Source organism: Zhongshania borealis, from assembly GCF_039539625.1.
In the GTDB taxonomy this organism is placed as follows: Bacteria; Pseudomonadota; Gammaproteobacteria; order Pseudomonadales; family Spongiibacteraceae; genus Spongiibacter; species Spongiibacter borealis.
In genome coordinates this window covers 110,307-126,958 of sequence record NZ_BAABDM010000001.1, presented here as the reverse complement: position 1 = coordinate 126,958, position 16,652 = coordinate 110,307, and the positions used below count along the sequence as shown (strand labels likewise).

Here is a 16,652-nt window from a genome sequence, read left to right as displayed (position 1 = left end):
GTTATTTTATTTTTCTAATTCAAATTGCGTTGCTCGGTTACGGATGCCGCATAATTTACCCGCCACTGCTGGTCCAATGCTTTAAGCCCTGCGGCGGCCCAGGCTTCAAACTCCTCGTCCCGTTCCACGCAGCCGTGCTCAATCCAGTAGACCTGAACATTAAGACTATAGCTCATTAACGCTTCGCCGCTCATGCGAGCATAAAAATCATCCATACCGAAATCTAAATACGTGCTCACTAAGCGGTCGGTAACCCCCTGCCAAACCGCTTGATGGTGACAGGAGAAAATAGGGTCTGACTTAGCGTCGCGGGCTAACAGCAGAAATGCGGCGGGGTCTTCGCGCGCCACCTTAATAGAACGATTGAGCGAAGTTTTATAGCCTGCAAATGGCAGTCGATCTTGCTCAAGTAGCTTGTTAGTCATATTAACCAAGATGGAATCGACTAAATCTTCTTTAGAGCTAAAATAACGATACACCACCACTTTAGACACACCGAGCTTAGCGGCAACATCATCCATTGTTGCATCACGTAAACCAAACTCCAGAAACACTTTTGCCGCTACTGCGATAAATTCTGCCCTACGTGCAAGGCGATGCTCGGCCCGCTTACCCAATCCCGCTACTTTCGTCACAGTCACAAGCCAATCGCTATAAAGAACAAATTGTACCCACTCAGCCTATAAAGAGCTACTCAAGAGTAACACTTAGATCGTGGAAGTATAATTCTGACTTGCTGCCCCGCCACGCAGCTATTAGCGATTCGCTGCAGCACCAAACTTCAATCGATATGCCCTAGGGCTTAAGCCGGTTTTACGCTGGAATAGCCGATTGAACGAGCTAGGGTCCGCATAGCCAATCCGCACCATGACCGCATCGGTAGACAGGCTGGTGGCTTCAAATAATTTTTTTGCCGCCTCAATGCGTAAGTTCTGTAAATAGCTGTTGGGGGTATCGCCAACCGCAGCTTTGAAGCGGCGCATTAAGGTTCGTGAGCTAATGCAAAATTGTTCGGCCAAGTTTTCTAAAGAAATTGCCGCTTTCAGGTTTTTCCCTAAGTAATCTTGGACTTCCAGCATGAGCGCGTCGTTGTGCTCTTTCTGGCGTGGCAAGGTGAGGTATGGTGCTTGCTGAGTAAGATTGGTATCCACCAAGAGTGTTCTGGCACATTGCGACGCCACAGCCGTGCCCATATAGCGCTCAACCATGGTCAGGGCTGCGACCATTTCTGCGCCATTGGCGCCGCCGGTTAGTAAACGCCCTTCATCCACCACCAATTGATCCGCGTGCAGCGTTATATTTGGATAACGCTGCTGAAACTGCTCCGCCAACCACCAACTGGTCGTTGCATTAAGGCCATCCAGCAAACCGGTCTCCGCCACAATAAAGCTGCCAGTACAGTGGCTGCAAATCGTGCAATTATTGGCGTATTGTCGTACCAGCCAAGCGACAAGTGGGCGCAAGGATTCCAGTGTTTTATTAAATTCGCGACCGCCCGGGTAGGCCATTGCCGGCACCACAACAATGCTCTCTGGTTCTAGATCAACTAGCGGGCCGTCAACCACTACTCGTAGATGAGACGCCGTGGTAACCGGCCCGCCATCTAAGGACAAGGTTTGCCATTCAAAAACACCTTCCTCACCTCTGTACTGATCGCGCCAATGGGCATTGGCGACCATATACAAGTCCTGGGGATTGGACAGACTACCGGCATAACAACCTGGGTAGGCGACAACATAGACCTTGGTCACGGTGCGTCCTCTTTAGTAGCTCCAAACTTGCAGTGTCACTATCAACACTTTTAATGTCAATACTGACACTGTACCAAGGCCATCATAAGCCCTAAAGTAGTCACTCGACTTTACCGATAAGAGTATTACGCTATATGAGCCTTCCCACATTACTGGAAAACCGCCTCCGTCTACCCGCCGTGGTCGCCCCCATGTTCTTGGCCTCCGGCCCTGACCTTGTTATCGAAACCTGTAAAGCAGGCATGGTTGGCTCGTTTCCCGCATTAAACCAGCGCAGCAGCGAAGGGTTTGAAGAGTGGCTCATTAGTATCAATGCCGCCCTGCAAGCACATGAGCAGGAAACCGGCGAAAAACCCGCGCCCTTTGCCGTAAACTTAATTGTTCACAAATCAAATCCGCGCCTTCACGCCGACTTAGCCCTGTGTGTTAAGCACCAGGTCCCAATTGTGATCACCTCGCTGGGCGCCGTGAAAGAAGTAATCGAAGCTATTCACAGCTACGGTGGTTTGGTATTCCATGACGTCATCAACGCTCGTCACGCACGTAAAGCTGCCGGTGCAGGCGTCGATGGCCTGATCGCAGTCTGCGCTGGCGCTGGCGGCCATGCTGGCACGACCAACCCCTTTGCACTGGTTGCAGAAATACGCGAATTTTTCGATAAAACCCTGTTGCTGGCCGGCGCCATTTCTCGGGGTAACGATATCGCTGCGGCGAAAGCCATGGGCGCAGACCTGGCCTATATGGGCACACGTTTTATTAACACTAAAGAAAGCTTGGTGCAGCCTGAGTACAAGCAGATGATTGTCGACAGTCAATCTAGCGACATTTTTTACACACCAAATATATCGGGTGTTTTTGCGAATTTCTTAAAGCCCAGTATCGAAAATGCCGGTCTTAACCCAAATGAACTTGAGGCGCCAAAGTCGATCGATTTTGGTGAAGAGCTCACCGTCGATGCCGACCATAAAGATGGCGAAAAATCTGGCCATGCGTGGAAAACCATTTGGTCTGCAGGTCAGGGTGTTGGCGCAATAAAAGATGTGCCTTTCACTAAGGATCTGATTCAAACGCTAGAACAGGAATACCGCGCAGCCACTGCGCAATTCCGCTAAGTATTAACGCCGCTGCGAGCTGGCTTAGGCCGCAGCGGTTTTAACGGGTGGCAGAAATATTTCTTCTGCCAGTTGCTCCGCAATCTGCGCGGTCGCCACGCCGGTTTTTTCGGCCCTCGCAAAAATCTCCTGCAAAGTATCCCCAATTCTTTCAACATGTGCTGCGCTACTGTTCGAGGAATCCTCTGCGCGCTGATAGTAGACATCGATTATGCCGCCCGCGTTAATCACAAAATCCGGCGCATACAAGATCCCACGCTGTCGAAGTTGTTCACCCTGTATCGGCATGGCTAATTGATTATTCGCGGCCCCGGCTACGATTCCCGCATTAATAAGCCCTACGGTCTGTTCGTCTATCACCGCGCCCATTGCGCAGGGTGCTAGCACATCGACGGCCAAACCTAACACATCGGCAACCGGCACAGGTATTGCTCCCATCGTTTGAGCTAAACTTAAATTGGCGGCATTCACATCGGCTATAAATACTTCGGCCCCGGCTGCAATCAGCAACTTGGTCAAATACCGTCCGACCGAGCCAGCGCCCTGAACAGCAACTCGCACGCCCTGCAAGGAGTTCTCATTATGACGAAAAGCCATCGCCGCTTTTATGCCGTAAAACACCCCCTGTGCGGTATAGGGCGATGGATCGCCACCAAACTGGCTACCATCCATAATGCCGGAAACATAGGCCGTGCGTTCGCCAATGATTTTTAAATCGGCAACGCTAGTGCCAGAATCCTCTGCCGTAATATACTGGCCGTTCAATCCCTCAATAAAGTCGCCCATGGCCAGCAGTAAAGATCGACTCTTCATCGTCGCTGGATCGCCGATAATCACCGCCTTGCCGCCCCCCAGAGGCAGCCCCGCCAACGCGGATTTATAGCTCATACCACGCGATAGCCGCAGCACATCTTCTACCGCCAGTTCAGGGCTCGCATAAGGAAACATTCGGCAGCCGCCTAATGCTGGCCCCAGCGCGGTATTGTGTATTGCAACAATGGCGCGCAGCCCGCTGCGAGGGTCATTTTTGAACGCCACAAGTTCATGACTATCAAAAGAGGGAGAATTAAATACACTCATGTCGTTGACCTCGTTTTACCACAATGAACTGCACCCAGCTCCTGCTTCTCCTCAGGCGGCATCGCCAATGTCGACCAATTGCACAACATCGCCCCGCAAACGGCCAAGCAATTGCTGCCGGCGTACACGATACTGTGCGATGGCTTGTTCTTTAACGTGACCAAAACCGCGTACTTCTTCAACCAGTGCAATTATCTCCGTAATCAATGCAATATTATCGGCGTCCAGCACACGTAAAAAATCATCTAGGTCTTCATTAAACTGAGCAAGTAATGCCAGCTCAGTTTTACGTTCAGCACTGTATGAAAAAACATCCCAAACACTACCCCGCAAGCCTTTGAACTTCGCCAAAACGCCAAACGCCTTAAACATCCACGCTGAAAAAACACGTTTCTTCGGTAGACCATCGCGACCGTGCTTTGCGAAAATTGGCGGCGCCAAATGAAACTGCAACTTAAAGTTACCATCAAAACTGGATTTTATTTTTTTCATAAACTCGCCGTCACTATACAAACGCGCCACTTCATACTCGTCTTTATAACTCATCAACTTATGCAGTGCGCGAGCGACCGCCGGTGTTAACTCATTGGCCTCCCCACGAATTTTGATTTCCGCACTGCGCACTTTTTCGACGCGTTCACGGTAGGCTTGAGCGTAAGTAATATCTTGGTATTTACTGAGATGTTGAGAACGAAATTCAATTATGTCATCTAGACTTTCAAGCGGCGCCCAGTGCTCTACCGCCACACCCGCAGCAGACATCACGGCAGCCATATTGTCGACCGCGCGACGCCCCCATAAAAAGGCTTGCTGATTAAATTCAACAGCGACACCATTGAGCTGTATTGCATGCACAATAGCTTCTGAGCTGATTGGGATATAGCCTTTTTGAAAAGCGTAACCCAGCATAAAGAAATTGCTTGCCAAGCTATCGCCAAGTAAATTACTGGCAATTTCCGAAGCCTGAATAAAGTCGACTTTGCCTTTACCCACTTCAGTAACAATTAATTTTTTCATCGCCTCGGCGGGGAATTGTGCATCGCGGTGGTAAACAAAATCAGCGGTAGTCATCTCGGTATCATTGATTACCGCAACGCTGCGCTCTACGTTAACTTTGGCGATCGCCTCGTCAGAAGTCGACACCACTAAATCACAACCTAATAGTAGATCCGCATCACCGGCAGGAATCCGCACCGCATTAATCTCTTCCTGTTTTTTTGCGACCCGCAAATGACTGACCACCGGTCCAAATTTTTGCGCCAAACCAGTTTGATTCATGGTCGCGCAGCCTTTGCCCTCGATGTGTGCCGCCATCGCCAAAACTGCGGTTATGGTCAGTACCCCAGTACCGCCAACTCCGGTGACGACTAAATTCCATGGGGTGTTCAATGCAGCTAACTCCGGATCAGCGAGGTCGGCAAATCCGTCGCTACTGGCGCTATTAACACTGCGTTTTTTAAGTCCGCCGCCAATCACCGACACAAAACTCGGACAAAAACCGTTGACGCAAGAATAGTCTTTATTACATGCACTTTGGTCGATTTGGCGTTTACGGCCCAGCTCCGTTTCTTTTGGCAAAACCGACAGGCAATTGGATTTTTGCCCACAGTCACCGCAACCTTCACACACGGCGTCGTTTATAAAAATACGACGATTGGGGTCGATCATCGTGCCTTTTTTGCGGCGACGACGTTTTTCAGCTGCACAGGTTTGTTCATAGATCAGCACCGACACACCCTCGACCTCACGCAACTCTTCTTCAATGCTGAGCAAATCATCGCGATGATTTATCGTTAGTCCATTGTCGCTCGGGGCGTCGTAATACTCGGGATGATCAGACACCAGCGCAATGCGCTTAATGCCCTCGCCACGCAGCTGTAAAATTAATTGATCCACTGACAGCGTGCCGTCAATAGGCTGGCCACCCGTCATCGCAACTGCATCGTTATAGAGAATTTTGTAGGTGATGTTGACCTTTGCCGCCACCGATTGACGAATAGCCAAACTGCCCGAATGAAAATAAGTGCCATCGCCAAGGTTTTGAAATACGTGCTTGTTCTCAGTAAACGCAGCCTGCCCTACCCAGGTTACGCCTTCGCCGCCCATTTGCGTAAAAGTGATAGCGGGACGCGACGGCATCCACGTACTCATATAGTGACAACCAATACCGCCTAAGGCGATACTGCCTTCTGGCACTTGCGTAGAGGTGTTATGAGGGCAGCCCGAACAATAATGCGGGGTGCGATTAATCACGCCCTGTTTATTCGCAATCGATTGCTCTTTTTGCCTGTAGAAATTAAGGCGCTTTTCAATTTCCGCACTTTTATAAAAACGGCGGATTCGCGAGGCGATCGCTCTGGCGACCATCGCCGGCGTCAGCTCACTGAGATTGGGTAATAAATCTGCCCCTTGCTCATCAAATTCACCTATTACACGAGGGCGGTCTTCTACCGGCCAGTTGTACAATTGCCCAGTAATCTGGTCTTCAATAATGGATCGTTTTTCTTCAACAACCAGTATTTCTTCCAAGCCCCGAGCAAATTCATGGGTGGCCTCTGGCTCCAAGGGCCAAGGCATTGCAACCTTGTAGACGCGCAAGCCAATAGCGGCGGCCTGCTGCTGATCAATACCCAGATCCTCTAGCGCCTGCAGTACATCCAGATAGGCCTTGCCACTGGTCACAATACCAAGCCGAGCCTTGGGGCTGTCGATAACAATGCGATTAAGATTATTCGCTCGCGCAAACGCCCGCGCCGCGTAAATTTTGTACTTATTTAAACGTCGCTCCTGTGCCAGTGGTGAATCTGGCCAGCGCGCGTGAACGCCGTCTTCCGGCATCGCAAAATCATCAGGCAAAACAATATTAACCCGGTGCGCATCAATCACCGCCGATATGGCCGAGTCCATATTCTCGGTTATCGCCTTAAAGCCAACCCAGCACCCCGCGTAGCGCGATAGCTCCCAGCCAAAAATACCGAGATCCAAAACCTCCTGCACATTGGCGGGCGCCAAAACCGGGATTGAGGCCCCCATAAACATATGCTCTGACTGATGGGGTAAAGTCGAGGACTTGGCGGCGTGATCATCTCCCGCTACCGCTAACACGCCCCCGAAGCGCGATGTACCCACCGCGTTAGCGTGTTTGATCACATCCATGCTGCGATCAACCCCCGGACCTTTGCCGTACCACATACCAAATACACCGTCGTACTTAGCACCGGGAAACAAGCCCACTTCTTGGCTGCCACGCACCGCTGTCGCCGCCATATCTTCATTTATGCCGGGGACAAACTGAATTTGGTGTTTATCGAGATAGGGCCTAGCCTGCCACAGCGCCTGATCCAAATTTCCCAACGGTGAACCGCGATAACCCGATATAAAACCTGCCGTATTTAAACCGCGCTCCAAGTCACGCTGATGCTGAAGCATAGGCAGCCGAACCAAAGCCTCGATACCGGTCATATAGGCTCGAGTGCTATCTAAGCGATACTTATCATCTAGGGAAATGGCTAACGCAGATTTAGACAGGGCCATGTGGGAACCTTCCTATTATTAACAACGCAGTGTCTTTAATAGGAGTCTAGACCTAGGTCAGAGAAGAAATTATTTTAATCAGCCCCAAATCGCACAAGGTGCTGACTTGGCTATTCTAAAAAACGGGGTAATTTGCTATTTTTATCCCTTATATGAACCTACCCCACCAAAATAGGCTGAAGTTTTCCATCAAATTAGATTAAATAGATAGCCGACTAATCGTAGTTTTCACTAATGACAAACCTGTAACGGACAAAAAATACCCGCGACTTACGATCAGACGCGGGTATTACTTGAGAAAAAATGATTCCCTAGCGGCTTAAGCCTGCGCTTGGCGCGGAAAATTAGGCTCGCGCTTCTCTAAAAATGCAGAGAGTGCCTCTTTGTGTTCACCGCTATTACGGCAACGCTGGAAGTTTTTAATCTCCTCGGCAATATAGCTTTCGCAGCTCATTTCTTCCGCGTTTTTAAGATTGGCTTTAATGCAGGCCAGTGCATTGGTCGGCCCCTCCGCCAAGCGCTTGGCCAAGCACGCCACATCGGCTTCTAGCTCAGCGTCATCGCAGACCTTGCTCAACAAGCCACTAGTAAAAGCTTCCTGCGCGCCATAGACCGGATTTAACAAACAAAATTCCCGCGCTTTACCCGCGCCCATCCACTTACTCAAAAAATAGGCGGCAGCAAAGTCGCCAGACAACGCAATTTTTGTGTGGGCATAGCCCAGACTGGCCGTGCTGTCTGCGACCCTGAAGTCGCAGGCCAGCGCCAGCGACAAACCGCCCCCCATAGCTGGGCCACGGATCATGGCAATGGTCGGTTTGGGCATTTCGTGCAATAACATCGCCGCCTCGGCGCCCACACGCAACAACACCTCAGTAGAGTATTTGCGGGTATGCTCGGCACCCAATGCTAGATTTTTAATATCTGCCCCGGCGCAGAACGCGTCGCCAGCACCTTCCAGCACAACAGCACCTACGCTGTCATCTTGCGCTGCGTCACGCAGATTGCGATACAAGGTGGTGATCATGTCCTCGTTTATCGCGTTTTTCAGCGCGGGTCGACTCAGGGTGATATACAAAACCCGGCCTAGACGACGAACACCGACTGAAGCACTCTCATTACTCATTATTGTTATCCTGTAGCAAAGCGATGATGGAATACTATTACTATCGGCTTTTTTACGCTGTGCTGCAACGGCGAGCTGATAGATCAGTAGTCAGAGCGTTAAATTTATAGACTAGTTAAGCCATTACCCACAGAGGCAACATTGACTTGGTGTATTAAACTAAGTCCGAATTTGCTGACCTAGTAAAAGACGGACGCCACTTAATGTCGATCTCGAAAGGCGACGAGGTGCATGGTAATCCAACGCCATACCGAGGAATTTCAGGTAAAACGCCCTCGCCTTTGCCTCATCGAAAATTCGAATAATGGGGATCGCTTGAAATTGCAAGACATTGAAGGAGGTCTTTCTCACTTGGCAGGGCTGCGGAGTTATTCAGTCAAAACGTAGCGTATTGCATTGAACGCCCTTGTTTATAGATCTGCCATCTTATTGGGCTGTCGTGAATTACTTCAGGGGTTTTGGCTTCTGAAGCGTGTTCAGAATGACGACGTGAGAAGCTGCCACTTGTTGTGACACTAGGACTATTTGTGTGCCTTTGTATTGTTATTTGTTGTCGCTAAGGCCTGAGCACCTCAGCCCGGCTTTTCATTTCGGCCGAGCATGTCTAAAAAATTCTGAAATCGTCTCAGCCTCGTTTCAGGCCTCTTTGCATCTAATAATCCGCGCGCAATGACAGAACGGCTCGATTTAGTGAGCGTGTCATAAAATTGCTTTGCTTTTGGCTTTAAGCTTAGCGCATCAAGAAAATCTGTAGGTACTTCCATTTCACTCACGGTATAGGCCGCCGCCCATCGGCCATCTAATTTGGCAGCACGAACATGTACAAGCCCCGCTTCCGTCATCCGGCCTTCGCTGATTAAGCGCTCGACATGCTCAGTATTCCTTTTCGACCATTTGCTACGCGCTTTCCTTGGCGTTACCCGCTGTAGATAGGTTTCCTCATCCAATGACTTTTTAACACCATCAATCCAGCCCCAGCATAAGGCTTCAATGACAACTTGGTCCCAAGTCACACTGGGCATACCTGATTTTATTTTAAATATCTTCACCCACAATTCACTTGCAGTGGCATGATTTTCTTCAAGCCATTGACCAAAATCGTTTGGCGATGCAAAGGCTTTAATTTTATCTAGATCGGGTTCTGGCATAAAACGAGATTCTCTTTGATGCTACGAACAGATAGGAGCAATGCTACACCTTGTGGATTATCTGCATTTCAGTAATTTATTCTTCAACATTATAAATAACCGGTGTTGCTCCCTTCCATGCTTTCCACACCGCGTCATTAGTGATCAGCTCAGCCATAAAGTGAGCAACGTTGATTCGACTCGTCTTGCCCGAATTAAATATCGCACTTCTGATCGGTGATGGATGTATTTCATATTTCGAAACGTCGTCGATATCGACCAGACTGTCGGGACGGACAACACACCATTCAATGCATGCGTCATTTAGGCCGATGTGGCTGCGCAGGTATGCTGCCGCTTGTTCATTATCTGCATGCGGCGGAACAAGCCACCGGAGCAAGCCGACAACCCCGCTTTCTGCCAACGATACCACTTCTGCCAAATCATGATTGCGGCAGCCGGTCGAATTCATGAGCACAAATTTCACTGGCTTCTTAGGCTTGCTCGCTGTTATCGCCTTGCACAGACGCCGAGTAGCATCACTCACCAGACGCCGAGGATGGCCATAAACCCCTTTGAGGCTCAAGGTGTGCCCCAAACACGAGGCAACCGCTTCGCATTCGCCCACATACTGAACAAGTTCCTCATCGCTCAAATCCAACACTGCAGCGCTCACTACTGACAAGTGCTCCTGTGGCCCCAGGATCTCGATAAATTTCTCAGGAGACCTCACGATCGCTGTAACGGATAGCCCACCGTTCAATAACTGTCGCACGAGCAAGCGGCCAGTTGCACCACTGCCGCCAACAACCAAGACGTTCATATTTTCAGCCCCTCACCCTTGGGACATGCAGAAACCAACACTCATCACTCACGTAATTCATCCCTTGAATAAACTTGTATACCGCCAGTTTAAATCTGAACATAATCCCTAGCGTTGCAGAAATATAGCGTTTATTGCGCCATAGGCAAAGCCGAAAGGTAACCGTCTGCAAAGCGTTAAATTTTATTGCGGGGCTAAATGACGGGATGTAAATCAATACTATCTACAATATAAAAAGCCAAGTTTATGAATACAAAAAAATCAGCGCCGCACAGCACACGATTCCCCAAGTCTCGCCAGCAAGGCGAAGTGCAATGGGCGCCTGATTCACTTCCATAAAATGCATAATGACCAAGCGTGTTTTAAAAAATGCGATCAGCAACATGATCGCAGGCATATTCAGTGTGGCGTCGCTGCCCATATACCAGGTCAATGCGGTCGCCAGAGCCAGCAAGGCCCAAATGGCGGTATTAGTCTGCAGCAAGATTGATTTCATATTAATGAATCAAATAGAGGATGGAAAAAAGAATAATCCATAGCAGGTCAACCATATGCCAGTAGGTCGCGCCGCTTTCTAGCACCGGTAAATCTTTTGCGAGGGTGTTATTTCGACCTAGACGCAAAATCATATAGCTCAACACGCCCATACCAATAAGCAAATGCAGAAAATGAATACCGGTGAGAATGTAGTAATACATGAAAAAATCATTGGTGGTCAGGGTAATGCCGTGACTGATTTTTTCGCCGTACTCAAAAAATTTAACCACGCCAAAACCGAGCCCGCATAGCCACGCCAGCGCCAGACATACACGCGCCATGCGCCTAATACCCTGCCGAATCGCACTCATGCCAACCACCACAAACCACGAACTGGTTAGCAACAAAACCGTGTTTAATGCACCCCAGTTTAGATTCAGTTTGACTTGCGACTGTTGAAATAAAGCAATATCTAAACTGCGATAATAAGCGAAGGTCACAAAGAACAGACCAAAGACAAACATATCACCCAGCACAAAGATCCAGATCCCCGCCTCGCCCGGTATGTGTTTTTCCTTGACTGCAACGTCCACAGCGGCCTCTAATTATTATTTTTGAGCCGCTAAAGTAGCACAGCGAAATTAAATATCCTATTCGGAAAAATTTAACCCGCGTGCGGTATTTACACCGCAGATGAACGCAAACTCAGCCAGTCGGCACTTTGCGCCCACACGGCTCTTTGCGCATTGCTGCCAAGAATTACCCCCATATGCCCACCGGGCGCCGTGCGGAATATTTTTTCCTTGGAGGCGACAACGTCGATAATTTTCTCAGCGATTTTAGGCGGCACCAAGACGTCGGTTTCACCGGCGAAGGACAATAGCGACGAAGTAATTTTATCGAGCTCGGCCAGCTTATCGCCAATCTCAATTTTCCCTGCCGCTAGCTTATTGTCGACACCCACCGATATCGCCATTTCGCGCACCACGCCACCCGGATACATCAACATATTATTCAGGTAGTCCGACGTTGTAGAGTGCGACTCAACAAAGGCACGATCGGCTATCCCCGTTAACAAATCCCAGTAGGTGGTTACACTGCCTATTGGGTCCGTTAACTTAAAGGTGACTGTAGTTAGCCAACCCGGCGAGTGGGTTAGTGCAGGCTTGAGCAAATTTAAACGGAAATCACTGTATTTACGCACCAGCTGAGCGGGGCCGTTCAGGGTTTGCGCAACGCCGGCGATAATACCGCCGCCCCGCAAGTCTATTGGGCTGGCGATGGTGACAATGTTGCGAATATGCGGGTCTTGCGCCAGGCCCTGGTGCAGCAAACTTAGCAAACCGCCCATACACCAGCCCATCAAGGAAACATCTTTACTGCCCGAGTGCGCGCGAATTTTAGCCAAGGCGGTGCCAAACATTTCATCGGCGTAATCACTTAAACCCAAGTGCGCATGCGCTTTATTTGGACGCCCCCAATCGATCAAATAAACTTTAAAGCCACGAGCCACCATATAGCGCACCAGACTGCGCTGGGGCATTAAATCAAAGGTCTCGGTGGTCACCCCAAGTGGTGGCACCAGTACAAGCGGCACTGCAAATTGGCGCCGTTCAATTTCCATGCGACTGCCGTCAACCAACTGGATGTCTTTTTCATCAGGCAATTCGTAGTAGCGCACCGCCATTGGGTCGCCGTCGTGCACAAGCTCAAACCAAGTGCGCCCCGATTTAATTAAACGATCACGCCGAAACAGCCAGTCAAAACCATTGTCTATCGCGCTGGTTAAACGCTGATTAACTACCAAGCTTTGTTCGCGAAGCCTGCGACTTAATTTGCGTTCGCTCATGCGGTTTCCCCGTCGATAAGTATTGACTCTAGACCTATTAATGCTTGCTCCATATACAATGCCAAACGTTGCAAACTCGGCAAGGTTTCTCGCGCACCGCAAATACCAATATGCGCGTCACCGGCATAATACAAACAGGTAATACTTAAGGCCCCGTCTTGCGCAAGGGGAAACATAGGATACAAATCCAAAAGCTCAGCGCCGTTACAGTACTGAGCCGCTTCCGGTCCTTGCTCACTGTGAATACTGATATTAAACATTGCCGGCACAAATGCGCTGGCGCCACTTAACTGCCCCAACAAATACGGCATGGCGGTGATGCCGGTATAAAGCCACTGAAGTCCGTCGGGCACTTCCGCAATGTGCGACTTAGCGGCGAGATAAGATTGATTGATTGCTGCCAGCCGTCTTACCGGATCAGCAATATCACTCGCCAAGCTTACCAATTCGATTGTCGCACCGTTATCACTGCCCGGACGACGGGGAACAGCCGCGATCAATGGCGCATCAGGTAGCGCGTTATACTCTTTAAAAAATCGCCGCAGCGCTGTGGCGCAGAGGTATAAAATGAGGCTTTCAAGGGAACTGGAACTCGCCTCTGCCAAGGTCGACAAGCGCGCGAGGGAGTATTGCTGTGTTGCCAAGCGTCGTGACGGCCCAATTTTAACATTGAGCGGCGAACGTGGCGCTTGATACGGACGCTTAAGCCCTGGTCTTGCACTGCTGCGCAACAAACGGGTGAAAGCCCCGCCCATGGCAAGCCCAGACTGCAATGCCTGCTTAGGATTCAGAGCATTTTCGATTAAGGGTTGCGTCCAGCTGTCATGGTTGATGTCTGCCGCGGAGGGCGTCGCCCACGGCGCCGCGCTGAGCTGAGCCGATTTAGAGGGACTTAACCAAGAGGTTAATAGCCTGATAAACCCACTGGTATCTGTAAGCGAGTGGTGCATTTTTATAAACAGCGCGAAACGGCCGTCACTCAACCCTTCAATAAGGTGACACTCCCACAGTGGCCGCTGCATGTCTAAGGTGTGGCTATGTAAACGCGACACCAAGCCTCCCAACTCCCGCTCACCACCCGGTTCCGGCAAGGCAATATGCCTAACATGGTAGTCGAGGTCGACCTCAGCAGTTTCTGACCAACTGGGTCGCAGCCCTTTTACCAAGGTGTAATTCCACGGCGCCACAACGGTATTCTGCGCCCGCAACATAGTAATCAAATTACTAATATAGCTTTTGGCGCCTCGCGCTGGGAGTTTAAATATCAACAGTGCGCCCAAGTGCATTGGCGTCGACTTTGAGCCCAACATCAACCAACTGCGCTCATAGGGCTTGAGAAAATGTGTCATGAAAATCCTTTAGAAAACCACGGTATTGCCTACGCTTTAAAAATTAGCGTTTTCTTATCTTAGTAAGTTGCTGTACTCACTACCGAAATCGGCACTTTGCCGTTAAGCAACGACATAATCAACTGCAAACATCGGCATAAATCACCCCTCAATTAGATCATTATATAGCACACAGGCCAAGCCCAGCCCGGTCAACAGAGCAGTAGCCAAGCGCTATTTACGGCCGTTTAAACCCATCCGTTTGATACGTGATGCCAAGGTTGTCGGTTTCATGCCTAATAAAGCGGCGGCACCATCCTCCCCAAACAGTTTCCAATCTGTCTGCTCAAGCGCCGCCAGCATATTGCTGCGCAGCTTTGCCTGCATTTCATCATCAGACAAAATCACTACGCTATTGCCACCACTTTCGGCGGTTAAATTCGGCGCGTTTTCGTTAACCGGTAAATCGATAAGCGCGCGCCCATTGCGAGACGTGATGGCCGCCCGCTCCATAACATTTTGCAATTCACGTATATTCCCCGGCCAGGGATATTGCTGCAATTGACGCAGATCTGCTTGGCGTAAGCGGGTATTTTCTTGGCCAAACTTTTGACAGGCCTGCTCTAAAAAATGACTCGCCAACACCACAATATCACTGCCGCGCTCACGCAACGGCGGCGAGTGAATTGGAAAAACATTAAGGCGGAAATACAGATCTTCACGGAAACGCTGACGCTTTGCCTCTAGCTGGAGATCTTTATTGGTTGCGGCGATCACCCGCACATTGACGTCGCGGGTACGTTCCTCGCCCACTCGCTCAAGCTGGCCTTCTTGCAGCACCCGCAGCAACTTACTTTGCAGCTCAAGAGGTATCTCGCCAACCTCGTCTAGGAATAAGGTGCCGCCATTGGCCAATTCAAATCGCCCAATTCGGTCCCGCACCGCGCCGGTAAATGCGCCGCGAATATGACCAAAAAACTCGCTCTCAAATAACTCAGCGGGTATCGCTGCGCAATTCACCCGAATCATGGGTTTGTCGCGGCGCGCACTTGCCTCATGGATCGCTCGCGCGATTAGCTCTTTGCCGGTACCGGACTCTCCAGTAATCAGCACATTGGCGTCGGTTTGCGCGACCATATCAATCTGTTCCAGCAAACGGCGAACCACGGCACTTTCACCAATAATTCCGCTATAGCGTTGCTCGATCAGAAACTCCTGCTGCAAGTAGGCGTTCTCGTCTTCGAGTCGCGACTTAAGCTCTTCAAGCTCCTCTAGCGCTTCGTGCAATTGTTGCTCAGTGCGCAGTCGCCCACTGATATCGCGAAACACCACCACTGCGCCAATGATTTTACTGTCTTGAATAATTGGAGTACTGGTGAATTCGACCGGAAATGGCGTGCCATCATGCTTCCAGAACACTTCTTGGCAACCCTCATGAACAACGCCGTCGCGAATTGCCGCGTAAATCGGGCACTCTTCTACTGGGTAGTGACTGCCATCGCCATGGGTATGATGATGAACATAATGGACATTGTGACCGAGTACATCGCTGTCGCTGCGGCCAAATAAGCGCATACCTGCGGGGTTCATAAAAGTGCAAAGACCATCGGTATCAACACAGTAAATCCCATCCCCGACGGAGGTCAGCATCAAGAAATTTTCACGCTCACCCTGCTGAAAAACACTTTGTAGATGCTTCCACTCTAGCAAGCCGCCACGAACCAACCTATCCGCTTCAGCTTGATCACGGCTGCGCTCGGTCGATGACACATCGTGCATCGCGACCACGAGGTATTCCTGTCGTTTAATAATGGCCCGGGCACCCGAGAGCTCTACCGGTATGCGCAGTTCATTTTTTAAGCGGCAGGAAATACGGTTACTCCACGCCTGCCCCTGAGCAAGCACCTGCTCAGTAAACACAATCAATTGACCAAGTTCCTGACCGTGAATGGCCGATATTGGCATGCGCAAAATTTCTTGGCGGCTATAACCAAGTAAGTTGGTGGCAGCAATATTGCAATCGACATAGCGGTTATTAACGGGGTCTAAGACCATCAGCGGTTCTGGGCATTGCTCAAATGCGGCATTGCGCATCCAGTACGCCAGCTTTCCCCACTCGTCATTGGAATCCATAAGATCAAACATGATCTGCCTCAGTCATTATGCAAACACCACTCTACGCAATTGCGTATTTTTTGACTACTCTTTTGCGTATATATCTGCAAATGCGTTGTTAAAAGCTTGCGACTTGGCGATGCCAAAATAAGTAATTTCGTTATAAATTGAATAGTTAAGACATTGTTTTAAATGAACAAAATAATAAAGTCAGCATTTACTCAACTTTTTACGACGGTATTGGTACAGCTTTCGCTCTAGTCACATCAGGTAGCGATAGGAAGCTGGTATTAACCAAGCCCCTACGCTGTCCACCGCAAGCTCACAATT

Annotated in this window: 14 protein-coding genes; 1 reads left to right on the top strand and 13 read right to left on the bottom strand. The window is 49.8% G+C overall.

Translation table 11 applies throughout. From position 1 onward, the window contains the following. Positions 1-14: 14 nt before the first annotated feature. Positions 15-635: a TetR/AcrR family transcriptional regulator gene (locus ABD836_RS00615; RefSeq protein WP_344931765.1), complete on the bottom strand. Its 621-nt coding sequence runs from the start codon at positions 633-635 to the stop codon at positions 15-17. Between the two features lie 120 nt (positions 636-755). Continuing rightward, positions 756-1,751 (bottom strand): GlxA family transcriptional regulator, encoded by a 996-nt coding sequence (locus tag ABD836_RS00610; RefSeq protein WP_344931764.1) that lies wholly within the window; start codon positions 1,749-1,751, stop codon positions 756-758. Between the two features lie 134 nt (positions 1,752-1,885). On the opposite strand from ABD836_RS00610, the gene ABD836_RS00605 reads away from it, so the two are divergent. Then, positions 1,886-2,863 carry an NAD(P)H-dependent flavin oxidoreductase gene (locus ABD836_RS00605; RefSeq protein WP_344931763.1) on the top strand — a complete coding sequence of 326 codons (978 nt, stop codon included), beginning with the start codon at positions 1,886-1,888 and terminating at the stop codon, positions 2,861-2,863. Positions 2,864-2,887: 24 nt separating this feature from the next. On the opposite strand, the gene ABD836_RS00600 is transcribed toward ABD836_RS00605, so the two are convergent. From ABD836_RS00600 to ABD836_RS00555, 11 genes are all read right to left on the bottom strand, one after another. Next, positions 2,888-3,943, bottom strand: coding sequence for a Glu/Leu/Phe/Val family dehydrogenase (locus ABD836_RS00600; RefSeq protein ID WP_344931762.1), 1,056 nt, complete (start codon positions 3,941-3,943; stop codon positions 2,888-2,890). A gap of 51 nt (positions 3,944-3,994) precedes the next feature. Then, positions 3,995-7,477, bottom strand: a complete 3,483-nt coding sequence (locus ABD836_RS00595; RefSeq protein ID WP_344931760.1) for an indolepyruvate ferredoxin oxidoreductase family protein — start codon at positions 7,475-7,477, stop codon at positions 3,995-3,997. A 319-nt stretch (positions 7,478-7,796) separates the two neighbouring features. Beyond that, complete coding sequence (locus tag ABD836_RS00590) at positions 7,797-8,603, bottom strand: enoyl-CoA hydratase-related protein (RefSeq protein WP_344931758.1); 807 nt, start codon at positions 8,601-8,603, stop codon at positions 7,797-7,799. A 159-nt stretch (positions 8,604-8,762) separates the two neighbouring features. Continuing rightward, positions 8,763-8,954 (bottom strand): glyoxalase superfamily protein, encoded by a 192-nt coding sequence (locus ABD836_RS19460; RefSeq protein WP_425582997.1) that lies wholly within the window; start codon positions 8,952-8,954, stop codon positions 8,763-8,765. Positions 8,955-9,175: 221 nt separating this feature from the next. Continuing rightward, complete coding sequence (locus ABD836_RS00585) at positions 9,176-9,751, bottom strand: YdeI/OmpD-associated family protein (protein ID WP_344931756.1); 576 nt, start codon at positions 9,749-9,751, stop codon at positions 9,176-9,178. A gap of 76 nt (positions 9,752-9,827) precedes the next feature. Next, complete coding sequence (locus ABD836_RS00580; RefSeq protein WP_344931754.1) at positions 9,828-10,553, bottom strand: NAD(P)-dependent oxidoreductase; 726 nt, start codon at positions 10,551-10,553, stop codon at positions 9,828-9,830. A 244-nt stretch (positions 10,554-10,797) separates the two neighbouring features. Continuing rightward, the gene (locus ABD836_RS00575; RefSeq protein WP_344931752.1) at positions 10,798-11,049 is read right to left on the bottom strand and encodes a cytochrome C oxidase subunit IV family protein; all 252 of its coding nucleotides are present in this window, start codon (positions 11,047-11,049) and stop codon (positions 10,798-10,800) included. A 1-nt stretch (position 11,050) separates the two neighbouring features. After that, positions 11,051-11,623 (bottom strand): cytochrome c oxidase subunit 3 family protein, encoded by a 573-nt coding sequence (locus ABD836_RS00570; RefSeq protein ID WP_344931750.1) that lies wholly within the window; start codon positions 11,621-11,623, stop codon positions 11,051-11,053. An 89-nt stretch (positions 11,624-11,712) separates the two neighbouring features. Beyond that, positions 11,713-12,879 carry an alpha/beta fold hydrolase gene (locus ABD836_RS00565; RefSeq protein ID WP_344931748.1) on the bottom strand — a complete coding sequence of 389 codons (1,167 nt, stop codon included), beginning with the start codon at positions 12,877-12,879 and terminating at the stop codon, positions 11,713-11,715. Then, positions 12,876-14,228 (bottom strand): wax ester/triacylglycerol synthase family O-acyltransferase, encoded by a 1,353-nt coding sequence (locus ABD836_RS00560; protein ID WP_344931745.1) that lies wholly within the window; start codon positions 14,226-14,228, stop codon positions 12,876-12,878. The genes ABD836_RS00565 and ABD836_RS00560 overlap by 4 nt, the downstream gene beginning before the upstream one ends. Before the next feature lie 213 nt (positions 14,229-14,441). Continuing rightward, positions 14,442-16,352 carry a sigma 54-interacting transcriptional regulator gene (locus tag ABD836_RS00555; protein ID WP_344931742.1) on the bottom strand — a complete coding sequence of 637 codons (1,911 nt, stop codon included), beginning with the start codon at positions 16,350-16,352 and terminating at the stop codon, positions 14,442-14,444. Between the last annotated feature and the right edge of the window lie 300 nt (positions 16,353-16,652).

Bases quoted from the DNA above. Each gene is read 5' to 3' on its own strand.
- ABD836_RS00600 (WP_344931762.1), bottom strand. From the start codon at position 3,943: ATGAGTGTATTTAATTCTCCCTCTTTTGATAGTCATGAACTTGTGGCG.
- ABD836_RS00565 (WP_344931748.1), bottom strand. From the start codon at position 12,879: ATGAGCGAACGCAAATTAAGTCGCAGGCTTCGCGAACAAAGCTTGGTA.
- ABD836_RS00595 (WP_344931760.1), bottom strand. From the start codon at position 7,477: ATGGCCCTGTCTAAATCTGCGTTAGCCATTTCCCTAGATGATAAGTAT.
- ABD836_RS00555 (WP_344931742.1), bottom strand. From the start codon at position 16,352: ATGTTTGATCTTATGGATTCCAATGACGAGTGGGGAAAGCTGGCGTAC.
- ABD836_RS00585 (WP_344931756.1), bottom strand. From the start codon at position 9,751: ATGCCAGAACCCGATCTAGATAAAATTAAAGCCTTTGCATCGCCAAAC.
- ABD836_RS00605 (WP_344931763.1), top strand. From the start codon at position 1,886: ATGAGCCTTCCCACATTACTGGAAAACCGCCTCCGTCTACCCGCCGTG.
- ABD836_RS00580 (WP_344931754.1), bottom strand. From the start codon at position 10,553: ATGAACGTCTTGGTTGTTGGCGGCAGTGGTGCAACTGGCCGCTTGCTC.
- ABD836_RS00575 (WP_344931752.1), bottom strand. From the start codon at position 11,049: ATGAAATCAATCTTGCTGCAGACTAATACCGCCATTTGGGCCTTGCTG.
- ABD836_RS00590 (WP_344931758.1), bottom strand. From the start codon at position 8,603: ATGAGTAATGAGAGTGCTTCAGTCGGTGTTCGTCGTCTAGGCCGGGTT.
- ABD836_RS00560 (WP_344931745.1), bottom strand. From the start codon at position 14,228: ATGACACATTTTCTCAAGCCCTATGAGCGCAGTTGGTTGATGTTGGGC.